The sequence below is a fragment of the Paraburkholderia rhizosphaerae genome, from assembly GCF_004366595.1.
GTDB lineage: Bacteria > Pseudomonadota > Gammaproteobacteria > Burkholderiales > Burkholderiaceae > Paraburkholderia > Paraburkholderia rhizosphaerae.
In genome coordinates this window covers 25,046-48,635 of the sequence record NZ_SORE01000021.1, presented here as the reverse complement: position 1 = coordinate 48,635, position 23,590 = coordinate 25,046, and the positions used below count along the sequence as shown (strand labels likewise).

The following is a 23,590-nucleotide window of genomic DNA, read 5'->3' as shown; positions in this document are numbered from 1 at the left end:
CACCCCGCTGTTCCAACCGCGAGCGAGACCCAATGGAAATCGAACAAAGCTTTACCGTCGCCTATCCGCTCGATCACGTATGGGCGTCGTTTCACGACACACCCGGCATCGTCGCATGCCTGCCCGGCGCGTCGCTTACCGCGCCGCCGGAAAACGGCGCGCTCAAGCTTGTGATGAGCGTGAAGCTCGGTCCGATCGCCGCCAGCTTCGCCGGCGACGGCGAGATGACGCTCGATGAACACGGCAAGCGCGGCAGCGTCAGCGGCGCGGGCGTCGACCGTAAAAGCGCATCGCGCGTGAAGGGCATCGCGGCATTTGCGTTGCACGAGATCGCGTCGCGCGAAACGCGTGTCGACGTGAAAGTGGACTATACGATCGCGGGCAGTCTCGCGCAGTTTTCGCGCGGCGGCATCGTGAAGGAACTCGCGACGCGCCTGACCGACGCATTTGCGCAGAATCTGAAAGCGAAGCTCGATGCGTCGCCGCATGCGCGCGCCGGGCAAACCGCGTCGGCGTCGGCGCTCGCTGCAACGCACGGGACACAGCCAATCGCGTTAAACGAAGCGCAAGCAGAAGCTGAAGTCGACGCGGCGCCGTCTGTACCGGTGAACGCAGCAATGCCGCAATCAAGCGCTGCATCCGCTGACGCCGCCACGACGCGCGCGATGCAGACTCCGCCGCACACGAAACCGGGCGTCGACGCGGCAAATGCAAGCGTACGGCACACTGCTCAAGTCACCGCTCCAGCAAACGCCCCACTCGACCTCGGCAATCTGTTCTGGAAAATCCTGTGGTCGCGCATACGCGGCTGGCTGCGCCTGGGCGCGACATCGCGATGACCCCGGGCAACGCACCCGCGTCGAACGACGCAAACCGCGACGCGCTCGCGCGGCTATATGCGGTACGACCGCACTGGCAAGCAGTCTCGAGCGCCCGCGACGCGCTCGGCCTGCCCGAGTTCACGTTGCTGCATGCGGGCCCTCCGTACGCGAACCCGTGCGACCCCGCCGCGCCGGTACGGTCGTCGGCCGTGCTGTGCTGTCTGTACGAGAAATGGGCAAGCACCGAAGCACAGGCGGAACAACTGATCGCGAGCGGTCAGGTGAAACTGGTCAACGCGCAGTCTTTCGGCGTGGTCACGCCACTCGCCGCCGTCGTCTCACCCTCGTCGACGCTGGTCGAAGTCGGCGACCCGCGCGATCCGTCGCATCGCGCATGGTCGCTCGCCGGCAGCGGCGCGGGTCCGCAGATCCGCTTCGGCAGCCGCAACCCCGCCGTGCTCGAGCGGCTCGCATGGCGCGATACGGTGCTCGCGCGCGAACTCGTCGCGGTGCTCGGGCGAACCGGGCCGATCGATCTGTTGGCGCTTGCGGCCACGGGCCTTGCGAACGGCGACGACCTGCATGCACGCACCAGCGCGGCGACGGCGGCACTGCGCGCGCAGCTATCGCCATTCATCGAAGCGCGACCGGTCGATGCGATGCTTGCGGATACGCCGCTGTTCTTCCTGACGCTATGGATGGCCGCTTGCCATCTGATGATGTCCGCCACGGCGCGCGACGCGGACCCCGCGACGACGCTGGTCGTCGCGCTTGCCGGCAACGGCCGCGAAGCCGGCGTGCGGCTCGCGGGCCGGCCTTCGGTATGGACGACGTGCGCGGCCGGGGCGCCCGCCGGTCCGCGTCTCGACCACGCGACGCACGCCGCCGTCGCGCCTTTGACGGGCGACAGCGGCATAATCGATGCGGCCGGCTTCGGCGCGCAGGCGTTCGCGCTCGCGCCGGAGCCCGCGAGCACATTCGCCGCATGGCTGCCCGCCGATTGGCACAGCGCGCAGCCCGCGCTGCTCGCCGGCGCGCATCCAGCATTCGGCAGGTTACATAGCGCGCTCGATGCCGCAGCGGTCGTGCGGCAGAACGTCGAACCGCTCGCCGCGATCGCGATGATCGGCGCCGATGGACGCGCAGGCCTCGTCGGCCGCGGCGTCTATGCCGCGCCGGTTGCCCTGTTCGAAGCCGCGTTGCGCGCACTGTAATCCGCGCATCGTATGCTACGTGCCGCCGGCCCCGTTTCGGCGAAACGAGACAGGAGGACCGCGATCATTGACAACGAATTTCGTAAGCCCAACCATGCTGATCAACGACCCTGCTACCTACGACGCCGTCAGCGCCGCGTTCGACGCGTATGAAACCGCGCTCACGACCAACGATGTCGCGATGCTCGACACGCTGTTCTGGAATAGCCCGCACACGTTGCGTTACGGCGCGACGGAAAACCTGCATGGGTACGACGAAATCCGCGCGTTCCGCGCGCAGCGGCCAGGTGGCAACCTGATGCGCACCATCGTCGATCGTTCGATTACGACGTTCGGCTACGACTACGCAGTCGCGAACATTACGTTTACGCGCGCAGGTGAAGCACGCATTGGGCGTCAAACCCAGACCTGGGTGAAAATCGGTGGAGATTGGCGCGTCGTCGCCGCACACGTGAGCTGGATGGCTTAACAGATGAATACCCTGCTTGAACCGGGCCTTAATGGCGCATTCGTTCGCGATGGCTTCGGCGCATTGCCTGCCGAAGTCGCCACCGAAGTTGCCGCCGAAGTTGCCGCGCGAACCGCCGCCCATTCCGTTGCGCCAACTACATCGCAACTCACACTGGTCGGCCAGCGACTCGCGGTCAAGGATGTCTTCGACGTCAAAGGGCTACGCGCGGGCGACGGCAACCCCACATGGGCCGCGCAGCAGCCGCTGGCAACCTCCACCGCATTCGCCGTGCAGACGCTTCTGGAACACGGCGCACAGTGGGTCGGCAAGACCGTCACCGATGAACTGACCTACAGTCTCGCGGGCGTGAACGTTCATTACGGCACGCCCAGCAACCCGGCGAGTCCGCAGCGCATACCCGGCGGTTCGTCTTCGGGTTCGGCGGTCGCCGTCGCAGCTGGCCACGCGGACATTGGCCTCGGCACCGACTGCGGCGGATCGATCCGGCTGCCCGCGAGCTATTGCGGGATCTGGGGCATCCGCCCCACGCACGGACGCATCGCGACCAACGGCTGCTTCACGCTCGCGCACAGCTTCGACACGGTCGGCTGGTTCGCCCGCGATGGCGCGTTGCTGACCGACGTGTTCAATGCGCTCGCGCACAGCGAAACCCGCACGTTACCCGAGCGCGTGATGGTGTGTCTGCCCGACGATCTCGTCACGTTGCTGCACATCGAGGTTCGAACCGCGTTTGCATCGGTATTCGATACGCTCTCCGAGCGCTTCGACACCAGCCTGCTGACATCGGCGAGCCTCGCGCCCGAAACGTGGGCGCAGAGCTTCCGTGTGTTGCAAGCGGCCGAAATCGCGCAGCAGTACGGCGCATGGGCGTTGCAGCATCTGGATAGCTTCGGCGCCGATATCCGCGCGCGCATGCAAGCCGCAGTCACCATCAACAGCAAGCAGGTGCATGCCGCGCAACGGGTGCGCAGCGATGCGATCCGTGCGCTCGCGCATGTCTTTGACGAATCCGATACCTATATCGTGATGCCGACGCTGCCGTGGATCGCGCCGCTGATCGGCGCATCCGGCGTCGAAGTCGACGAGGCGCGCGTGCGCTCGCAGCAGATGCTGTGCATCGCGGGGTTGGCCGGCTTGCCGCAAGTCAACCTGCCTTGGACATCGTTCGACGGTGCGCCGCTCGGGCTGTCGGTGATCGGCGCGCGCGGCGACGACGAAGGCGTGCTTGCCGTTGCGCGCGCGGTGCATGACGCGCTCGCGCGCTCAGTCTGAAGCCGGTTCAGACGCTAAGACGACTCCGACCCGCGCGTCACGCACGCTTTACGCGTCGCCCGTTGCCGCCGCGCTCTTGCGTTCACGCCGGATTGGCGTGCGGCTCAACTCATTGTTGGTTTCGACGAGCCGCACCAGGTACTCGATAAATTGCTTGCGGTCCTTCGCGGGCAGCGCGGCCAGCGTGCGTTGATGCGCACGCTCGACGCCTGTTTCGAGCCGCGCCAGCAGCGCGCGCCCGACGTCGGTCAGTTCGGCGACCTTCTTCCGCTTGTCGGTACGTGAACCGCGTCGTTGAATAAAGCGCCGCTCGGCGAGCCGCGCGATGACGTCCGCGGTGTTCGCACGATCGAGACCGACCGCGTTCGACAATGCGATCTGTTCTGACGGCCCCATCTGATCGAGCGCGGTCAGGATGCTGTACTGCACCGGCGTAATGCCTTCCGGCGCGCACTCTTCGATAAACAGCGCGACGTGAATCTGATGCAGGCGTCGAATCAGAAAGCCCGGCCGTACTTCAAGCGCGGTGTGCCGCCATTCGGAGCCATCCGCGGCGTGCGCCGGCGCGGGCGCGGCTTTTGCCGCAATCCGTTTGCTGGGTGCTCGGGTAGTCATCGCTCGAAGGCCATCGTGAGTGCATGCGCGGGCTTGTTCGCGCGATTTTCCGCATAGCCGTCTGTGTGGCGCCCCGATCTGGCGGCCTCGGTCATCGTCGCATTTCCTTGTGTTCGCGATATCGTCAGTACACATCGTATCAGGAAGAAACGAGGCTGTACTAGCTTATCGCGCCGTCTCTCCGATGCGTCCATTCGAGTGCAAAACACGCAGCACAACGTGCATCGCCGCAACGCTTTGGTGCGCTTCCGTACAGGATATCCGGCCGCATGACGCAGCGCCCGGATGTGCTGCACGCGTGCGCACCTTGCAGCCGTGGAAACGTCGATCACTGGCATGTCATTTGCATCGTGGCGACCGAACTCATCAGTGTGCAAACAAATATCGCTGTTCGCAGCGACGACTCACCGACCGACGCCTCCAACCGCAAAGGGGAATGACATGCCGTGCCGCCCGTTTCACCTCGTTCGCCGTTTCACTCGCGTCACCGCCGTCCCGGCCAAACCGCGCGCAGTCGCACGGCGCGCGTGCGTGCTCGCGCTGTTCTCCGCACTCGCCGCGGCCGGCCTTGGCTTCGGCCTGACGAAACCCGCCAGCGCGGCGGGCGCCGACGACATCAAGGCGCGCGGCTATCTGACGGTCGCGACCGAAGACGACTTCAAACCGTTCGAATTCGTCGACGACGGCAAGCCGACCGGCTACGACAACGAGATGCTCGCGCTCGTGAAGAAGAAGCTGCCGGTCGACGTGCGGCAGCAGATCATGCCGTGGCCAGGCATCCTGCCCGGCGTGACGACCGGCAAGTACGACATGGCGGTCACTGCGGTACTGGTCACGCCGGAACGCAAGAACACATTCGATTTCACGACACCGCTGGTCGAATCGACCACGTACTACGCGACGAAGAAAGGCTCGAGCATCAAGACCGGCGACGATCTGGTTGGCAAGGTGGTCGGTGTGCAAACCGGCAGCGCGATGCTGTCGGACCTGAAGGCGTACGACGACGAACTGAAGAAGAAGCACGGCGGCCAGGGCATCAAACAGATTGTCGAGTATCAGTCGTATCCGGAGGCTTACCAGGACCTGGGCGTTGGCCGGCTTGATGCGGTCGCGAACACGCAGATCAATCTGAATTCGCTGATCAAGACGCGCCCGGACACGTTCGTGCTCGGCCAGAAGGTCGGCCAGCCGGTGTATATCGCGTGGGCGGTGAAGAAAGGCAACACCGCCGCGCTGCAGATGATCAACGCGGTGCTGTTCGATCTGCGCAAGAGCGGCGAGATGTACCAGATGCAAAAGAAGTGGTTCGGCGCGAGCTTCGAATCGATGCCGCAGTCGGTCAACTGATGCTACCGGCGAGCCCTGTCCGATGACCGCATTCGACTACTGGAGCATCACCCGCGGCGCGCTGTCGACGATCTCGCTATCGCTGGCGAGCATCGTGCTCGGCGTGCCGCTCGGTCTCGCACTCGCATTGATCCGCTGGGCGCGTCTGCCGGTGCTCGATCGCGCGGTGTACTCGTACGTGAGCATCGTGCGCTCGTGCCCGACCGTCACGCTGACGCTGCTGATCTTCTTCGCGCTGCCGCAGTTGGGACTGTCGCTCGATCCGGTTCCGGCGGCGATTGTCGCGTTGACAGTCAGCACATCCGCGTTCAACTGCGAGGTGTGGCGCAGCGCGCTGGTTGCGTTTCCACGCGACCAGTACGACGCGGCGCTGTCGTTCGCGATGCCGCGCATGACGCGGATGCGCCGCATCGTGCTGCCGCAGATCTGGCGAGCGAGTTTGCCGGGCCTTGTGAATGAAATGACGCTGCAGATCAAGTCGACGCCGGCAGTTGCGGTGATCGGTATCGTCGAAATCACGCGCGCGGCGCTACGGGTCGGCTCGAATACGTATGAGCCGCTGCCGCCCTTTGTGTTCGCGCTCGTGCTGTACGGTGTGATTGTCTATGCGCTGCTACGCGTGCAGCGCGTGATCGAATGGCGCGCGCGGCACGGAGAAGCCGCATGATCCACGACTTCGCGACAATCTGGGCCCAACGTGCCGACGTGCTGTCCGGCTTGCTGAATACCGTGATTCTGCTGGTCTGCTCGGGAATCGCATCGCTCGTGCTCGGCGCGCTAGTCACGCCGCTGCTGATGTCTCAGCGCAAGCCGATTGCACGCGCGGCCACCGCCTATGTCGATGCGATGCGCTGCGCGCCGTTTCTGCTGTTCGTCTACCTGATCTATTTCGGGCTACCGACGCTCGGCATCCGGTTGTCGAACTGGTGGGCCGGCGCGATTGCGTTGATCCTGTACAACACCGCGTATATGGCCGAATTGCTGCGTGGCGCATGGCATGAACTGCCCGCCGCGCTGGTCGAATCGGGCAAGGCGTACGGCTTTTCCGGCTTCACGCTGCTACGCCGGATCATCCTGCCGCCGGTCTTTTTGCGCGCGATGCCGATGATCGGCAACCAGGTGATCCAGATCGTCAAGGACAGTGCGTTTCTGACCGTGATTGCGGTCGACGAATTGACGCACGAAATGACCGGTATTCAGTCAACCTATTTCATTCCGTTCGCGGCCTTTGTAACGGCCGTGCTGCTTTACTGGTGCGTGTGTCTCGCGATCGAGGCCGGTACCGGCATGCTGAACAAACTTGCTGAGGAGCGCCGCGCGTGAACTCCCCTACCGATTCGTGGGCCGCCGCCAAAACCACGCAGACGCTGCACGACGCGTCACTGGCCGCACGTGGCGACGCGCGCCCTGTCGTGATGCTGAACGGCATCTCGAAGTCGTTTGGCAGCAATACGGTGCTGCGCGACGTGTCGCTGCAGGTCGCGCAAGGCGAGACGATCTGTCTGCTTGGGCCGTCCGGCTGCGGCAAGTCGACCTTGCTTCGTTGCGTCAACTGGTTGGAAACGCCCGATGCGGGCAGCGTGCATATCTCCGGCAAACGGATGGGCGTGCGCGACAACACGCGCATCAAGATGAGCGATGCGGACCTCGCGCAGATGCGCGCGAAAATCGGCATGGTGTTTCAGCACTTCGCGCTATGGCCGCATATGACCGTGATCGAGAATGTGATGGAAGCACCGCTGCATGTATTGAAGCGCGACCGTGCGGCGGTACGTGCGGAGGCTGAGGCGTTGCTCGCGCGTGTGGGGCTTGCGGAAAAGCGCGATCAGTTTCCGTCGCGCTTGTCGGGCGGGCAGAAACAACGCGTCGGGATTGCCCGCGCGCTGGCGATGAAACCTGATGTGCTGCTGTTCGATGAGCCGACCAGTGCGCTCGATCCCGAACTGGTCGGTGAAGTGCTCGCGGTGATGAAATCGCTCGCTGCGGAAGGGGCGACGATGATCATCGTCACGCATGAGATGGAATTTGCAAGGCAGGTGGCGTCGCGGGTGGTGTTTATGGATGGTGGGCAGATTGTCGAATCGGGGTCGCCTGATGAGTTTTTTGGCGCGCCGAAGTCGGCCCGTGCGCAGCAGTTTTTGGCGCGGTTTAGCAAGGGGTGAAGAGCGGCCAGGCACTCTCGAGCAGCTTTAGACGGTGCACGACATAGATGTTGATGCCTGGAGTTGCGCCGCGCGAGGCATCCACCCCGCGCGCCTTGTTATTTCCGATCCACAATAATCCTGTCGAACGTCCCGCCATCCGCGAAATGCACCTGCTGCGCGTTCTGCCAGCTACCGAACATCTGCTCTACCGTAAAAGTCCTGATCGGCTTGAATTCGCTCTGATGCTTCGCCAGCACGGCCGCATCAGTCGGCCGCAAATGATGCTTCGCCATGATCTCCTGCGCGGCAGGCGAATATAGAAAATTCAGAAACGCCTGCGCTTCCTTACGCGTGCCACGTTTGTCGACCACCTTATCGACCATCGCCACCGGCGGCGCCGCGACAATGCTCACCGACGGATAGACGACATCGAATCCGCCGCCGCCCACTCCGCTATCGATCAACGCGACCTCATTCTCGAACGTCACCAGCACGTCGCCGATGCCGCGCTGCGTGAACGTCGTCGTCGCGCCACGTCCACCGGTATCGAGCACCGGCACGTTACGGAAAATCTCCTTTTCGAAATCGAGCGCCTGCGCGTCGGTACCGCCGTGCATCTTCCGGTAGCCCCATGCGGCCAGATACGAATAGCGGCCATTGCCCGCGGTCTTCGGATTCGGAATTACGACCTGAACGCCGGGCTTTGCAAGATCGTCCCAGTCCTGAATGTGCTTAGGGTTGCCCTTACGCACGAGAAACACCATCGTCGTCGTGTACGGCGCGCTGTCATGCGGCAAACGCGTGCGCCAGTCCGCCGGCAACAAGTGCCCCTGCTGCACGAGCAGATCGATATCGTTCGGCTGGTTCATCGTCACCACATCGGCCGGCAAGCCCTGCAGCACCGACAGCGCCTGCGCGCTCGATGCGCCGTGCGACTGCCGCACGTCTACCGTCTCGCCGGTTTTCTGCTTGTATTCAGTGGTGAACGCAGGATCGATGTCCTTGTAGAGTTCGCGCGCGACGTCATAAGACACATTGAGCAGTGTCGTATCCGCGTGCGCCGCTTGCGGCGCACCGTGCCACAGCGCCAGTGCCGCCACGGCTGCCAGCACGACGCGCGCGCCCGTTAGCCGGCGGGCTTGAGCCGTCTTCCCAGTCATTTTTTCTCCGTTGAAGGTCGCAAATCAGACGAATCGAGACCCGCATTCTCGCTGATTGCCGCGCCACACGCAGCCGTTCGCCCGCTATTATTTTGCGAAGCCGCTTCACGGATGCTGCGAAAGCGGCATTCCATCCGCTCCCGCATAAAAAACGATCAACGTAACCGGACTATCTCCGGTTACACCGCGATGCACGCTGCCGACCGTCTCAGGCAGCACCTGTCCTGCCCGCACCGTCTGTTTCTCGCCATCCTTTTTTTCGACGGTAATCTCGCCCGCGAGCACATAGCCGGCATTCGGCATCGGATGGGTATGCCATGGCAACACCGAATGCGCGGGAATTTCGATTTTCAGTACCGACAGTTGCGGCTGCCCCGACGGATACGACTGGTAGCGTGTGCCGTCCCAAGAGTTGTCGCTTTTCAGCAAGGTTTCGATCTTGATGCCGGCCGGCGGCTGCTGCGCAAATGCGGCGCCCGAGAACGCGAGTCCGAAAACCGCCGCTAGCGCGGCGAGCGTGCCGCGCATGAATGGGGCTCGTGACTGACCGGAACGGCGCGAACAGTCACAACCGTCGTCGATACGATACGACGCGGAAGACTGGCGGGCTCGGGCCACAGCGTTGGCTAACATGATTGCGCACACTCCTTGAAGGAAGACGACGCGGCCCATCGGCGTCGTGTTCGAGCGAACCGGCAACGCAATTAGAGCCGCATATTGAATAAAACGCCTGACTGGAAACGTTCATTCCCTTCAATTTACGCCATCGCTAGCTAATGCTTGCGGCGCGCGTGGTGCGTGCTCACCAGCCAGCGCCGCAGGTCGATCGCATCCTGGAAGTGCGAGCTCGGCGTCGGAGCGCCCAGCAGTACGATCAGCATCGCGTGTCCGTGTACCGGCGTGATGACAATCAGGCAATGCCCCGCCTCGTTGGTAAAGCCGGTCTTCTGCAAGCCGACATGCCAGGCCGCGCGGCGCACCAGCGGGTCGGTGTTGTGGTACATCAGCGGACCTGCGCCGCCGAGCACCCGTTGCTCTTGCGAGGTCGTGTAGCTGCGGATCGTCTTGTACCGGTACGCGGCGCGCGCGAGCCGTGTCAGATCGCGTGCAGTCGATACGTTGTGCGGCGAAAGACCGGTCGGGTCCACGAAATGGCTGCGTTTCATATGCAGCCGCTGCGCAGTGCGGTTCATTGCGCGCACGAAGCCGCGGCGTCCGCCGGGGTAATCCCGGCTCAGCGCAAATGCCGCGCGATTCTCCGACGACATCAGCGCGATGTGCAACATCGTCTTGCGCAGCAGCAGCGAACCCACCGGCAAACGCGAGCGCGACCCCTTCAGGCGGTCCACGTCGTTATTCGTGATGCGGGCGGGACGCAGCAGCGAACGCTTCGAATCGAGCACGACCATCGCGGTCAACAGCTTGGTCAGCGACGCGATCGGCATCTGTTCGTCGGCATGCTTCGTGTAGAGCGTCCTGCCGGTCGAAAGGTCGACGACCATCGCCGCCCGGGAGGACACCGCCGGCCGCGGCACCGCGCGCTTCGCGAACGCGAGCGCCGGAACCATACCGATGAAAACCAGCATGGCCGCTGCGAGCCACAGGCTTGGCCTGGTCCGGTCACGCGCGACGCCGCGCGTCATAGCAGCGCGGATAGACGCTGCGCCTGCGCGGCAAAGCGCGCTTGCTCGTCACCGTGCAGGCCGCCCGCGTCATTGCCCGGCAACGCGACCGTCAGCGGGTCTCGCGGCACGTGATGCACACGCACCTCGAAATGCAGGTGCGGGCCTGTCGCCCAACCGCTCGAGCCGACATACCCGATCACCTGTCCGCGACGCACGCGGCTGCCGCGGTGCAGCCCCTTTGCAAAACGCGACAAATGCGCGAACGCCGTCTGATAAGGCCGCACGTTGTTGAGCACGACGATCCGCCCGTAACCCCGTTCGCGGCCGATAAACGACACCGTGCCGCGCGCGGTCGCATACACGGGCGTGCCGGCCGGCGCCGCCAGATCGACGCCGTCGTGGCTCTGCCACTGGTGCGTGACCGGATCGAGCCGCCGCAACGCAAAGCCCGACGACACGCGCGAATACGCGAGCGGATAGCGCTCGAACGACGGCGTCGTGGCCGCACCGCTCTTCGTGTAGTAAAACGGTTTGCCTTGCAGATTGCGATGCAGAAACAGGTCGTGCGACGTGGTCCCGTGTTGCACGCGCACGGCAAGCGGCTCGCTGTCCGCTGCGTTGCGTGGCCCGCTCGCGGCGGGTGGCGCGACCACAATGCTGACGGTGTCGCCTTCGCGAAGATCCCGATGAAAATTGATTACGCCTGCATATGCGTGCACGAGCAGCGCGGTCGTTGCCGCGTTGACACCGAGACGCTGCATCGCGTCGTCGAAGCTCGTGTGCAACGGCACGGATCGGACGGTCATTGCCGGCGGCGGCGCTGATGAGGCGCTCTTTGCGGCGTTGGTTTCAGCGTCTGTTGCCGCGCTGGCCGCCGCGTTGGCCGCATTGACGTCCGGCACAGCGGACGCCGCCTGCTGCGGAGCCGATGCCGCAGCCGCACGCGCGGCACGCGACGCTTCGGCGTCACGGCTTAACGGCTGCGCGGGCAACTCATCCGCATCGTCGCCATCGGCACGCGGCTTTTTGCTGGGCACGGAAAACGACTGGGAGAACAGCAACGCCGCGCAGGCTGAACTGATTGCACAAACGAGTATGACTTTGCCGGCGCGCGTCGAGAGCGTCGCCACTACGGGAAAAGGCATGGAAGAGCACGGAAGATTGACAGCGGCGATCAACAAGCCCGCTTGTAAATGAAGGGCACCAATGTGCGGCTCGACCCGCGATGACAGACGCGCCGTCGCTATTCCCGCTGAACGGGTGCACGGATACCGTGCGCGGCGGATCGACTGAACGAGTGCGATGGCATCGGAACGGCGTGGCCATGGAGGTCGAGGAACGCAAACCGTAAAAGGCGAAACTTAAACGAAACTTAAATTTGTGGGCATTGCAACGGCCCTTATTTGCACGCGCACATAGCGCGTCGTGCCGATGTGAAAGCACCCTCACCTATGTCGACGGGTCGCGTGGACCCGATACGAAATGAACCGTCGGGTTATCGGGCATCACATTCATGATGCTCATCGTGCGGGCCGCAATCGCCGAGAACGCCGGGCCGGACACCGCGCCGCCGAAGTGCGAGCCGACGTGCGGCCGGTCGATCGACACCGCGATAATCACGCGCGGCGCGTCGGCGGGCACCATGCCGACGAACGACGCGCGGTACTGGTCGTGGTCGTATCCGTCCGGCGTCCAGCGGTACGCGGTGCCGGTCTTGCCGGCGGCCGTATAGCCGGGCACGGACGCCTGCGGCGCGGTGCCGTCCGCGGAGATCACCGTCTCGAGCATCGCCCTCACCTCGCGCGCGACTTGCGCCGGATACACGCGCCGCCCGCGTACTGGCGAGCCGGTTGCCAGTTGAATCGACGCGGGGACGAACACGCCGTCATTGGCAAACACGGTGTACGCCTGCGCCAGTTGCAGCAGCGAAGCAGACAAACCGTAGCCGTACGACATGGTGGCCTGTTCAATGCGCCGCCAGTGCGCGTAGTGCCGCAAGCTGCCCGACGCGGCACCCGGTAGTCCCGCGCCCGGCGGCCGACCGAGACCGATGGCCCGGAAATTGGTCCACATATCGCGAGGCGACAGCAGCATCGCGATACTCGCGGTGCCGACGTTGCTCGACTTCTGTAAAACCTGCGACACCGTCAGCGTGCCGAAATCCTTGTCGTCGTGAATGACCGCGTGATCGAGGTGCAAGCGCCCGCCGTCCGTCGGCACGATGGAATCGGGCAAGATCACGCCGCGCGCGAGCGCCAGCGCGATCGTAAAAGGCTTCAGCACCGAGCCGGGCTCGAACACATCGGTAACCGCGCGATCGCGTACACCGTCGCCGTGACGCGCCGACTGGCGGTTCGGATCGTACGTCGGCCAGTTCGCCAGCGCGAGGATGCCGCCGGTATGCGCATCGAGCACGATCGCGGACCCGGCGCGCGCGTCGCTGCGCGCGACAGCGTCCTTGACGGCCTTGAACGCTGCGTACTGGATCGCCTGATCGATCGACAGCGTCACATCCTTGCCCGCTTGCGGTTTGACGAGCGACACGGTGTCGATGACCCGACCGTGCGCGTCCCGCAGCACGCGCCGGTTGCCGTCGACGCCGGTCAGAAGCCGGTCGTCGACCCGCTCCATGCCTTCCTGCCCGGCGCCGTCGACACCCGCAAAGCCGGTCACGTGCGCTGCAATCCCGCCCTCCGGGTAGAACCGCCGATAGTCGCGCGCCATATAGAGGCCGGGCAGATCGACGCGCATTGCGCGCAGCGCGACGGCATCCGGCACCTGACGCTTCAGATACGCAAAAGAACGATGCGCGGCGAACAGCGCGGACACGTGTTTCGCATCAAGGCCCAGCACGGATGCGACCGCCGACACCTTGTTCAGCGGCACGTCGTCGACATCGCTCGAATCGATCCATAGCGCACGGGTCGGCAAGCTCAGCGCGAGCGGCCGGCCATCCCGGTCGAGCAGGCGTCCGCGCATCGCGTGGATCTGGAAGTCGCGCATCTGCCGCAGGTTGCCCTGCCATTGATAAAACCCGTAGTCGACGCATTGAACCCAGAAGGCGCGCAACGCAAGCGCAACGAATGCAAGTGCGAACGTTGCGGCCACGAGTGCCGACCGTTGCCTCGCATACTGGTGGGCCACACGCGAAAAAGGGCTGCGCTTCGAGGGATCGTGCATGAGTGAGCGGTGGCGGAACAAGCAGTTGACCGGCAATTCGTGCCCGATGGCCAGCGCTTTCGGGCGATTGACCTGCCAGAACCGGACGACAGGACCTATTGGGTTCGTTTGACCTTTTCAGGCGAAATCGTTCCGGATGGCATCGCGCAATCGCGCACCATCGCCGCGTAAAGCGGCGTCGCGACGCGCCGCTCGAAGTATTGAACGAACGTTTCGCCTGACTGGCGTGTGAGCCGTACGCCGATGGTCACGCCCTTGAAGAAGGACTGAGCCTTCAGCGTGACGATGCCGCCGGTCTGCACGCGGCGCAGATGGCGCGCGCTGTCCTGCCATCTTGAAGCAATACAGTTGGCCACCGCGGTGAGCGACGCATGCGAGTGCAGCGTCAGCGCAGGCGCCCTTGAAAACACGCTGTCCTGTCGCGAACAGGCTGTGACAAGCAGCACCGAAAGGACCATGGCGGCTGCCAGATTGCAAAATGTCAGGCGCTGTTTCATCGCGAGATTCGCGACGGTAGTGCACAGACTATCTGTGTGAATTGCGATGAACGCATGCGTGACGCTCACTGATGGCGGCTGCAATGGCGACATAGTCTGCCACAAACGACCATCAGCGACGACCCTGAGCGACGGCTGGTTTCCGCTCGATCGCACAAGATGCACGATGCGCGTGAGCTTCGCGCTCAACCGGTCAACCCGCCAACAACACCCTGTCCGCACTATTTGAATTTTCCGGCCCGTCGCGCGGCAGCGATTTCATCCATGCAAAAGTGCGGGCAGCGGCCACCCAAACACGGACAGCACACCGCACCGCACATGAACCACCAGCGTCAGAGAATTAGCGCATCAGCGCAGCGACGCCCACGCTTCACCCAGCCCTTCGGTAATCGCCGCCGCATCGAAACGATACGCCATCAGCGCCGCGAAACCGCGCCGGCCGTCGATCGAAGCCGGCGCGCTCGTGAAGCCGTGTTTGCCCATCAGCGCCGCCTCGATCGCATCCGCCGCGGCCTTGCCGACTTCGAGCGCGGCAAGCGCCTGGCCGTCATTGTGCGCAAGCCCTGCCGACTGCGTCGCCGCGATGCCGAGCGCGTTGCGCATGCGCGTGCCGTCGAGCTTCAGCAGGCGCGCGACCGCGAGCACCGCACCGAGCACACCGACGGCCGACGCGACATTCCAGCGCGCGCGAAACTCGTCGCTGTCGACCGCATTGCGAATGCGCAGCGCCGCTTCGATACCGATTGCCGCCGCAACAGCAACCTCTTCGGCGTCGGCCGACACCAGCTCGCCGGTCGCGACAACCGCCGCGAGCACCGGCGTAGCGGTGGTCGCCGGCTGCTCGTTCGCAAGCGTCGCGCCAAGCGCCCACGCTTGCACGCGCGTGTCGTTCGGGCCGCTGCCTTGCGATTGCAGCAGCGCGGCGGTTTGACGGCCCGCATGGTTCAGCGTGGCGAGATTCGAGCGCGCATGCGCGACGGCGCGTGCCGCGGCCGCGACAGCCGCCGCGCCTTGCTCGGTCAACGGGCCCGACGCGAATTTGACGAGCGCATCGGATATGGCGGAATGGGCAGCAGGGTTATGCATGATTCGATTCCTTCGTCGGAGTGCAAAGCGCGAAAAGCGCATCGAGATTCTTCGCCTCGGCGATACCGTCGACAACAGCGGCAAGCTTCACTGCCGTGCCTTGGCCAAGCAGCGGATCCACCAGCAGGCGTACCTTGTTCAATAGCTCTGCGTCGGTCAGCGGACGCGCGAGACTGCCGCGCGCATGCCCGACGTGATGTTTGACCGTCGTGCCGTCCTTGAGACGGGCCTCGATAAACACTTCGTCGCGGTTCACTGACGTGTCCGGCGCGAGCGTCGTCTTCGCGCGCACGGCCGTCACATCGTCCTGCACGACCCGCGCGTCTTCGTATTGCGCGATGCCGACCACCTTGTCGCACAACGCCGCCGCGACACCGTGGATCGCGCTGAAGCGCGCCTGCAAGCCATCCTTCGGTTGCGGGTTGCCCATCAGCTCGGGCACGAGCGGATGGCAACGCAGCGTGATCGCTTCAATATCGGCCGCGTTCGCGATCTTTTCGGACAGCGCGAGGCCACCGTCGATGGCCGGATGCGCGACGATCCCGCACGGATACGGCTTGTACGTATTGAACAGCAATTCCCAGCGCTCGCCGAATGCACCGTTCATCAGATCGAAATCGACCTTGGTCGACATCGAGTGCGAATAACCACCCTGCGCTTCGAAAATATCCGCTTGCGCGTGCTGCCCCGCCTTCGCGAGGCGCGCGGCGGCGATACCGTTCGACGCGGCCTTGCCGGGGTGGTACGGCTTCGTCATCGTGCCGAACGCTTCGCGATGGCCGACGAACATCGACGCAGCAATGCCGACCGCGTGCGTGAGCTGCTGTTCATCGAGCCCGAGCAGCAAGCCCGCGGTCACCGCGCAGCCGATCACGCCGCACGTGCCGGTGATATGCCAGCCGCGATCGTAGTGCTCCGGCGAGATCGACACGCCGACGCGCAACTGTGCCTCGCAGCCGAGCGCAAACGCGCTCAGCGCCTTCGCGCCGTCCGGTTCTGTCTCCGGCGCGAGCGCGCTCAGCACCGCGAGCACCGACGCGGCCGGGTGAATCACGGTCGCGAGATGAGTGTCGTCGAAATCGTCGAGATGGCCGGCAAAGCCGGTGGCGAGCGCCGAAAAATGGACATCGACGCGTTCGGTGCGGCCCAGCACCGGTGCGAGCGCGGCGACCCGCAAATCGCTCGCGGTGGACAGAATCGCATCGACACCCGGATGGCGCGACGCGCCAATCGACGTTCCGACCACATTGATAAACGAACGCCGTGCCTCCCGTTGGACTTCCGCGGGCAGCGGACGCTGCGCGAGCGCATAAAGGCCCTGCGCAAATGCGGCGGCGACAAAACTCATTGAGACAACTCCTCGAGACGAACGCCGTTGGTCTTCGGGCCGAGCACGCTGACCATCACGACGATCACTAACATGGCTGACGAAATCAGCACGAACACGGCGGTCACACCCGAATGCTTGAGCAGAGCCGCCACCCAGAAACCCACGAAAATCGAACTGACCCGGCTCCAGCTGAACACGAAGCCGACCGCGCGCGCGCGAATACGGGTCGGATACAGCTCGGCCTGGTACGTATGGAAGATGCCGATCAGCCAGTTATTCGCGATCGTCACCGCGCTGCCGCAGATCAGAATCGTCGCGGTGTCGCGCGCGAGTCCGAACAGCACGCCCGCAACCGCTACCACCAGCGCGCAGCCCACTAGCTGCCACTTGCGCTCGAGCCGTTCCGCGCAGGTCATCGCGCCGATCGCGCCCAGCGGTGTCGCGAACGCGATCACCATCGTGTACAGCAGCGAGTGCGTGATCGTGATGCCCTTCGAGAACAGCAGCACCGGCACCCAGGAGCCGAAGCCGTACACGCCGAAGGTCTGGCAGAAATTGAAGAACGACAGCATGATCGTGCGCGGCAGATAGCGGCCCTTCCACATCTCGGACCACGAACCCTGCTCGCTGCGCGCCCCCTGCGCGTGCGGGTCCGCGGCGCCCGACGCCTGCCGTTCCGGCGCCGCAAGCGGCTGGCCGGTTTCCGCGATCACGCGCGCTTCGATCTGGTCGACGATGGCAAGCGCTTCCTGGTGACGCCCCTTGCTCTCGAGCCAGCGCGGCGACTCCGGCAAGCCGCGCCGCACGAACCAGATCGCGATTGCGCCGGCCGAGCCGACGATCATCACCCATCGCCAGCCTTCGAGACCCAGCACCGTGCGCGGCACCAGCGCATACGCGAGCACCGCGACGACGGGCACCGACGTAAGGATCACCAGAATGCTGAACGCCATGTAGCGGCCGCGTGTCTTGTACGGTGTGAGCTCGGAGATATAGGTATCGACCGTCAGCAACTGCACGCCGATGCCCGCGCCCGCGATGAAGCGCCATACGTCGAGCGCCTCCGGGGTTGCCTGAAAAGCGGCGACAAAGGTCGCGATTGAATAGATGACCATCGCCGCGGTAAATACCGCGCGGCGTCCATAGCGGTCAGTGATGCCGCCGAGCGCCACCGTGCCGACGAACATGCCCGCGAAGAATGAACCCAGAAAGCTCGCGAAACCATTGATGTCGAACAGCCCCGCGGTCGTCGCGCGATACAGGCCGCCATGGATCAACCCGAGCGACACGTACGCCGCCATGAAAAGTTCATAGAACTCGAACCAGCCCCCAACCGCGATCCGCGCGACCAGTCCTCTGAAATAGCGCGTGGGCGGCAACCGGTCGAGCCGCGCCGAAACGCTCGCATTGCCATTCGCGGTCGTTGCGAGTTCTTTGTCCATGTACATCGACGTCTCCTGTCTCTGAACGGGAAGTGCGTGCCTTGAATACTTTAGTGTCGACACTTAGACCGAGTATGCTGGTTGATTCGGGTAAACTCAAGCAAAACCTTCATCAAGTGTGCACACTTTAAGTTCCGGAACGCGTAGGCCGCCTGTCGCCGGACGCCGCCGGTTTGTTAGAATCTGGCCCCGTGCAGCGCAGCGGCGGGCAGTTGAGCGAGGAACAGAATATGGTCAGGGATGGGGGCAGACACGCGGCGGCCGGTATGGCCGCGGGCGCGGCGTCGCTCGAGGAAGCGGATTCGCCACGGGTGGCGGAAATCGTCGACTGGGTCGCGCGCGGCATCATCGAAGGACGCCTGCGGCCCGGCGACGACCTGAACTCGGTCGATCTCGCGAAACGTTTCAGCGTGAGCCGCACGCCGGTGCGCGAGGCGCTGTTCGTGCTGAGCCGCGAAGGACTGGTCGACTGGTCGCCGCGGCGGCGGCCACGAGTGTCGACACTTAACATCAAGGACGTGCGCGAGATCTACCAGTTGCGCGCGGTGCTGTATGCGCAGGTGTCGTACGCGATCGTCGAGCAGGCGAACGACGACGATATCGCCGCGCTATGGCGCGCGCACCAACGTCTCGCGGACGTCGCGGCACGCGACGATGTGGACGGCTACTTCTGGGCGAACGTCGCGTTTCGCGACGAAGAGTTGCGCGTGAGCCGCAATAACATCTTCAGGGAAGTGCTCGATACGCTGAAGATGCGCACCAACCGGCTGCGGCATCTGAGCACATCGCTGCCTGGCCGTCTGCAGCGTTCCTGCGCGGATCACCAGCGGCTGTGCGAAGCGTATGAGGAACGCGACGGCGTGCTGGCCGCGGCGCTGAACCGCTCGATCGTGCTCGGTGCGCTGCATGCGATCGAGGTCGCATGGGAGAAAGAGCCAGAGAAGTTTTGAACGGACGAGCGTGAAGCAATCGGCGATCGACTGACAATCTGCTCGCTCCTGGTACGACATCGCCGCAGCGGTTTCTGGGTTAATGACGCTCAAGCGCCGCAGCGCCGCGCGCTCGCCCCGTGAGCGACGCAGCCGCTCGCGCGTGTCATTGCCCGGAGCGTTTGTCGATGATCAGATTGCCCGCCGTCCATGACCTGCTGACTGCCGAACCCTGCGGAACCGGCTCGCCGGAAACCCGCATGCCGGAAACTCAGCGCCCGCCGCCGGCACAAGCGGATACGACGCAGCAACGCACCGGGTCCAGCACACATTCCCCGCTCCCAGCCGGCGCATCCCACGTCATCGGAGTGCCGCCGCGTCGCATGACAGGCGCCGCCGCCGGCACGAACGGCACGCGAGCCATCTCGCTCCCCGCCCGTTACATCGGTATGCCCCAAGGCGATCTGAAGTCCGATCCGCATCACCCAGGCGTGCTCACCGATGAAACCGGCCAGCCGTATGTTCCGATTGGCGACCACTACTACGCGGTGCGTAACGACGCTGCAAACGGAACGTGGCGCGCGGTCCGGTTGCAAGATCGGGCGACGCCCGGCATTCCTGTCCGCCGCGATCCGGAGGGCCAGTGGCGCCCGCATCACGAAGTGGGAATGCGAGGCGGCCGACCGATTCCGACGCGGACCCAGATAGCGTCCGATCTTCGCGCAACGCAAGCGTCGCTGCACGAGTTGACACTCCGGCGAATCGGTCAGCGTCAGCACATCTTCGATCTTCGCGACATGCTGCGCGGACACGAAACGTTTCGCGACGAAGCACGTGCGGACCTCGACGCGGTACGCAGCGAACGCGACTTCGCCCAGGGCATGGCGGGCTACTACGCACGACAGCTTGAGCGCGGCGACCCGGAACCCTCAATGCGGACCGGACTCGAGCGGATGACCGAACGGATCGACATCATGACAGGCGGGATGGCGGGGTTGCAGCGCCTGGTCGATCAGACGGCGACGCACATCGCTACGCTGCGGACGATGATCACCACCACGACCGCTGAGCTGGAGCACACGTCGGAGTCGATCCTGCGCGCGAGGCAGCGGATCGAAGAACTCGAGTCGATATCAAGCGATGTCGAATAGCGGTTTGCTGTGACTTCTTACGATGGAGAATGCCGCGATGATCGTCCGCCCTGCAATCGTGGTCCGTACTCATCCCGAGCCGGTTCGATCGGGGCCGATCGAAACACCGCCGGCAGAATCACCGCGCGTGCGCGATAGCAGCGCGTCCAGTTCCGACACCACCGCGCAACGGGAACACGGGCCGCAGACCGGTAGCGCGATCGCGCCTGCGGCAGCCCCTCTCAGGCCTGCCGCAACGCGACCGCAATCCAGTGCTTTTACCGGTATCGCAACCTTACCGGCCGGTTTGCCCGAGCGCTACATCGGCAAGCCGCAAGGCGATCTGCGTACGGATCCGCTCCACGCAGGCGTAGTCGTCGATGCATCAGGGCAACGATACGTACCGATCGGCGACCGCTACTACGCGGTTCGCGACGATCACACGGGCGACACATGGCGTGTGTATCAGGCGCAGGACCCGGTCAAACCGGAAATCCTGATCGCGCGCGATCAGATGGGCCGCTGGAAGCCGCGCGAGGACACCGGCTTGCGCGGCGGTAGCCCAAACGATCCACGTGTGGAAGCGCAGCGCCGGACTCTCGAGCATTCCCGTAACGCCAATCTGCTTCAAGCGGACAGCCTGAGCGCGCAGGAGCATGGCTCGCTTGGAATGATCGACGTGCTCGACGGTGAACGGGAACGCGCCGAGGCCCGTCTGCGCGACATGCAAAACCGCGGCGAAGACGTAGCGGAACAGGAACGCATGATCAATCAGATAAAAGAGCGGCTATCGCGTACACACAGGTCGTTAAGGGGAATCCGGGACGCGCTGCACGTTATACGCAGCAACGTCCGCGACATCGATCGAAGCCTTTCTCAATTGCCGCCACGTTCGACGTAGATCCTCTCGGCCGCGAGCGCCGAAGCTTGGCCCCGCGGCAGCCGCGAGGTTGCGGGCAAACTTGCTTATTGCATCACATTGCGATGCAAATCTCTGAGTAAATCAACGGTACGCGATTCGTTTAGCGAAACGGTCCGACAGGCCGCCGCGAACGTAGCGCGCGTTCATTCTTCACGGAGATTGCCGCACATGCCACTACTGCATCTGGAAACGGGCCAGGTTCATATCGAACCCAGCATATTGCACCCGAGCGAAACCCAAATTCCGCCTCCCGAAGCCGGTGCGCCCAACCTCGTACGACAGGCGCCGCCCGCGCAGCACGGGACCGTCGCAGCACGTAGACCACCCGTCGCTGCTCACGACGCGTCCGGCGCGATTCAGACCACCGCAGCCGCAGCACTGCCCGATGCGTACATCGGTAAGCCGACCGGCGACCTGCATTCGGATCCGCAGCACGCCGGCATGCTGATCGATGCGTCAGGCCAGCCTTACGTGCCGATTGGCGCCGACTACTACGCGATACGCAATGACGCGGCGAACGGTACGTCGCGCGTCGTGCAGTTGCAGGACCCGACAAAGCCGGGCATTCCGATCCGCCAGACTTCTGCAGGCAACTGGGCGCCACATCGCGACACCGGGCTGCCCGGCGGCAGTCCAGATGGACCCGGCAGCGCGGCCATGCGTCAGGATCTGCAAAACAGGCGCGATAGCCTGAAACAGGCTCTCGGATCCCTGAGTGCCTCGGAACAATCGATGCTCGCGATGATCGACCGCGGTTACGAGAAGCTGCGAACCTACGAGGATGCATTGCGCCATTTGCAGGCGGCCGGCGCGGATGGGCGTGAAGAAAGTGCGCTGATCGCGCAATTACGGACTGAGGTCGAGCGCGTGCACAGTTCGTTGCGAGATGTGCGCAACATGCAATACACCAGGCTCGGCGAACTGGCAGATGTCGAGCGACAACTGTGTCAGCTTCCGGTCGGTCATTCGTGAATGCGCACCACGCTACTGCCCGGCCACCGCGCGTAACAAGCCCGCCACCGGCTGCAACGGCGCCAGTTGCGACGCATCGACGCCATACGGCGTGAGCGTCTTCGCCACATCCTGATAGTCGATATGAACATGCTGGTCCGCGTCCTCCCACACCACGGCCTTGAGCGGCAACTCCAGCGCCGCATGCGGATACGCATCCATCACCGGCGTTCCCGATTTCGGATTGCCGAATAGAAATAGCCGCGTCGGCCGCAGCGACATGCCGACACCCGCCGCGGCTTCGCTCTGGTCGATATCGGCGAACAGCGTTATCCCGCGCGCGGCGAGCGTATCGCGCAGGCGCGCAACCGTCGTCGCGAAATCGTACTGGCTCTGCACGGTGACAAGCGATGCGGGAACGGCATCTGGTGCTTCAGCATAGGCAGTCATGACAGTCCCCTTCCAGAGGGTGAAAAATACGAATAGCGACGCGGCGGCAGCACGAAGGAAGCGCCGGCCGCTGTCGTCATACAGCGGCACGGCATGCGGCCGGTGTAACCGGCACGACCGGCAGCCGCTCATCGCGAGGCCTCCTGCTTGTGCGCCGGGCTTTCCGGATAGAACTGTTCGAGCGCCTGCTCGAATGTCGCGCGCGAAAACCCGCCCAGGTGCCGCGCGAGCAATCGGCCCTGCGCATCGTAGAACAACGTCGTCGGGAAACCGGCCGCGCCAACCGCGCGCGCGACGGCAAGCCCGGGATCGAACATCGAGTTCGCAATGCGGATATCGTGCGATGCGAGATAACCGTCGACCACCGTACGCGTTTCGCCCTGATTGACGAACACCAGATCGACACGCGGATGGTCCGTCTGCGCTTGCGCGAGCACCGGCATTTCGGCCTGACACGGCGGACACCATGTCGCCCACAGATTGACGACGAGCGGCTTGCCATCGTGTCGCGCGAGCGGACGCAACTGGCCGTCGCTATCGACGAGCGACACCTGCGGCACAAACTGCGGCGGCTGCGCGAACTGCGCGGCAACCGTCGCAGCGCTCCAGGTGGCGACGCCGGCGGCCATTGCGATGAGCAGCGGTTTGCGCAATGCAGGCCGCCGCAGCACGGTCCACGCGACCACCAATGCGCCCGCTATCGCGCCTGCGGCCATGTCGAAACCCAGATCGCGGAAATCGAGCATTTTCACCACACTGCCGTCATAGCCGGGCAGGTACCGTCCGATAAAGACGAGCCGCGCCGCGACGAGTCCGACGATCAGCGCATTGAACACCGACTGGTCGACCGCCACCGCTGCGCGCCTACCCGCGAAATGACCCGCGACCAACGCCGCGATCACGCTCACCAACAGGATCAGCGGACCGAGCGGCAGTGAAAAAAATCCAAAGTTCATTGAATAACGTACCTGCTGCCGAAACAGAGTTGCCTCGCACGCAGTGT

The 23,590-nt window shown here is 64.3% G+C and carries 25 protein-coding genes; 13 read left to right on the top strand and 12 right to left on the bottom strand.

From position 1 onward, the window contains the following. Positions 1–32: 32 nt before the first annotated feature. The 4 genes from BX592_RS24275 (at position 33) to BX592_RS24260 (ending at position 3,779) form a co-directional block, all read left to right on the top strand. Positions 33–839, top strand: coding sequence for an SRPBCC family protein (locus tag BX592_RS24275; protein WP_134195357.1), 807 nt, complete (start codon positions 33–35; stop codon positions 837–839). Next, positions 791–2,035, top strand: a complete 1,245-nt coding sequence (locus tag BX592_RS24270; RefSeq protein WP_377681614.1) for an oxamate carbamoyltransferase subunit AllG family protein — start codon at positions 791–793, stop codon at positions 2,033–2,035. The genes BX592_RS24275 and BX592_RS24270 overlap by 49 nt, the downstream gene beginning before the upstream one ends. 94 nt (positions 2,036–2,129) lie before the next feature. Next, positions 2,130–2,504, top strand: a complete 375-nt coding sequence (gene hpxZ / locus BX592_RS24265; RefSeq protein ID WP_134195532.1) for an oxalurate catabolism protein HpxZ — start codon at positions 2,130–2,132, stop codon at positions 2,502–2,504. 3 nt (positions 2,505–2,507) lie between these two features. After that, entirely contained in the window at positions 2,508–3,779 is a 1,272-nt protein-coding gene (locus BX592_RS24260) for an amidase (protein ID WP_134195353.1), read from the top strand. A 48-nt stretch (positions 3,780–3,827) separates the two neighbouring features. Here the strand turns inward: BX592_RS24260 and BX592_RS24255 are convergent, their stop codons facing one another. Continuing rightward, positions 3,828–4,394, bottom strand: coding sequence for a MarR family winged helix-turn-helix transcriptional regulator (locus BX592_RS24255; protein ID WP_134195351.1), 567 nt, complete (start codon positions 4,392–4,394; stop codon positions 3,828–3,830). Between the two features lie 269 nt (positions 4,395–4,663). On the opposite strand from BX592_RS24255, the gene BX592_RS33985 reads away from it, so the two are divergent. The 5 genes from BX592_RS33985 (at position 4,664) to BX592_RS24235 (ending at position 7,903) form a co-directional block, all read left to right on the top strand. Next, positions 4,664–4,834 carry a hypothetical protein gene (locus BX592_RS33985; RefSeq protein ID WP_166676447.1) on the top strand — a complete coding sequence of 57 codons (171 nt, stop codon included), beginning with the start codon at positions 4,664–4,666 and terminating at the stop codon, positions 4,832–4,834. A 1-nt stretch (position 4,835) separates the two neighbouring features. Then, positions 4,836–5,741, top strand: a complete 906-nt coding sequence (locus tag BX592_RS24250; protein WP_134195349.1) for a transporter substrate-binding domain-containing protein — start codon at positions 4,836–4,838, stop codon at positions 5,739–5,741. Between the two features lie 22 nt (positions 5,742–5,763). Continuing rightward, entirely contained in the window at positions 5,764–6,408 is a 645-nt protein-coding gene (locus tag BX592_RS24245; protein ID WP_134195347.1) for an amino acid ABC transporter permease, read from the top strand. After that, positions 6,405–7,064 (top strand): amino acid ABC transporter permease, encoded by a 660-nt coding sequence (locus BX592_RS24240; protein ID WP_134195345.1) that lies wholly within the window; start codon positions 6,405–6,407, stop codon positions 7,062–7,064. The genes BX592_RS24245 and BX592_RS24240 overlap by 4 nt, the downstream gene beginning before the upstream one ends. Before the next feature lie 92 nt (positions 7,065–7,156). Continuing rightward, positions 7,157–7,903 (top strand): amino acid ABC transporter ATP-binding protein, encoded by a 747-nt coding sequence (locus BX592_RS24235; protein WP_134195530.1) that lies wholly within the window; start codon positions 7,157–7,159, stop codon positions 7,901–7,903. 98 nt (positions 7,904–8,001) lie between these two features. Here the strand turns inward: BX592_RS24235 and BX592_RS24230 are convergent, their stop codons facing one another. The 9 genes from BX592_RS24230 to BX592_RS24190 all read right to left on the bottom strand — a co-directional run bounded on the left by BX592_RS24230 (position 8,002) and on the right by BX592_RS24190 (position 18,211). After that, entirely contained in the window at positions 8,002–9,045 is a 1,044-nt protein-coding gene (locus BX592_RS24230; RefSeq protein ID WP_134195343.1) for a sulfate ABC transporter substrate-binding protein, read from the bottom strand. 105 nt (positions 9,046–9,150) lie between these two features. Next, positions 9,151–9,573 (bottom strand): cupin domain-containing protein, encoded by a 423-nt coding sequence (locus BX592_RS24225; protein ID WP_134195341.1) that lies wholly within the window; start codon positions 9,571–9,573, stop codon positions 9,151–9,153. A gap of 245 nt (positions 9,574–9,818) precedes the next feature. Then, positions 9,819–10,631 carry a D-alanyl-D-alanine carboxypeptidase family protein gene (locus tag BX592_RS24220; RefSeq protein WP_243849710.1) on the bottom strand — a complete coding sequence of 271 codons (813 nt, stop codon included), beginning with the start codon at positions 10,629–10,631 and terminating at the stop codon, positions 9,819–9,821. A gap of 53 nt (positions 10,632–10,684) precedes the next feature. Beyond that, entirely contained in the window at positions 10,685–11,815 is a 1,131-nt protein-coding gene (locus BX592_RS24215) for a M23 family metallopeptidase (protein ID WP_243849709.1), read from the bottom strand. Between the two features lie 304 nt (positions 11,816–12,119). Next, entirely contained in the window at positions 12,120–13,778 is a 1,659-nt protein-coding gene (locus tag BX592_RS24210; RefSeq protein ID WP_243849708.1) for a peptidoglycan D,D-transpeptidase FtsI family protein, read from the bottom strand. A 167-nt stretch (positions 13,779–13,945) separates the two neighbouring features. Then, a complete protein-coding gene (locus BX592_RS24205) occupies positions 13,946–14,308 on the bottom strand; it encodes a hypothetical protein (RefSeq protein ID WP_166676446.1) in 363 nt (120 codons plus the stop codon). A gap of 387 nt (positions 14,309–14,695) precedes the next feature. Then, positions 14,696–15,433, bottom strand: a complete 738-nt coding sequence (locus tag BX592_RS24200; RefSeq protein ID WP_134195335.1) for an MmgE/PrpD family protein — start codon at positions 15,431–15,433, stop codon at positions 14,696–14,698. After that, complete coding sequence (locus tag BX592_RS24195; RefSeq protein ID WP_134195333.1) at positions 15,426–16,781, bottom strand: MmgE/PrpD family protein; 1,356 nt, start codon at positions 16,779–16,781, stop codon at positions 15,426–15,428. Before BX592_RS24195 ends, BX592_RS24200 begins: the two co-directional genes overlap by 8 nt. Next, the gene (locus BX592_RS24190; protein WP_134195330.1) at positions 16,778–18,211 is read right to left on the bottom strand and encodes an MFS transporter; all 1,434 of its coding nucleotides are present in this window, start codon (positions 18,209–18,211) and stop codon (positions 16,778–16,780) included. Before BX592_RS24190 ends, BX592_RS24195 begins: the two co-directional genes overlap by 4 nt. A 260-nt stretch (positions 18,212–18,471) precedes the next feature. On the opposite strand from BX592_RS24190, the gene BX592_RS24185 reads away from it, so the two are divergent. The 4 genes from BX592_RS24185 (at position 18,472) to BX592_RS24170 (ending at position 22,158) form a co-directional block, all read left to right on the top strand. Then, positions 18,472–19,155, top strand: a complete 684-nt coding sequence (locus BX592_RS24185) for a GntR family transcriptional regulator (protein WP_134195524.1) — start codon at positions 18,472–18,474, stop codon at positions 19,153–19,155. A gap of 362 nt (positions 19,156–19,517) precedes the next feature. Continuing rightward, positions 19,518–20,285 (top strand): hypothetical protein, encoded by a 768-nt coding sequence (locus tag BX592_RS24180; protein ID WP_134195328.1) that lies wholly within the window; start codon positions 19,518–19,520, stop codon positions 20,283–20,285. 37 nt (positions 20,286–20,322) lie between these two features. After that, positions 20,323–21,165, top strand: coding sequence for a hypothetical protein (locus BX592_RS24175; RefSeq protein WP_134195326.1), 843 nt, complete (start codon positions 20,323–20,325; stop codon positions 21,163–21,165). 189 nt (positions 21,166–21,354) lie between these two features. Then, a complete protein-coding gene (locus BX592_RS24170; protein WP_134195324.1) occupies positions 21,355–22,158 on the top strand; it encodes a hypothetical protein in 804 nt (267 codons plus the stop codon). Positions 22,159–22,170: 12 nt separating this feature from the next. Here BX592_RS24170 and BX592_RS24165 read toward each other — a convergent pair whose 3' ends face one another. Further along, the gene (locus BX592_RS24165; protein WP_134195322.1) at positions 22,171–22,587 is read right to left on the bottom strand and encodes a DUF302 domain-containing protein; all 417 of its coding nucleotides are present in this window, start codon (positions 22,585–22,587) and stop codon (positions 22,171–22,173) included. Between the two features lie 128 nt (positions 22,588–22,715). Next, a complete protein-coding gene (locus BX592_RS24160) occupies positions 22,716–23,543 on the bottom strand; it encodes a TlpA disulfide reductase family protein (protein WP_134195320.1) in 828 nt (275 codons plus the stop codon). Positions 23,544–23,590: the final 47 nt, after the last annotated feature.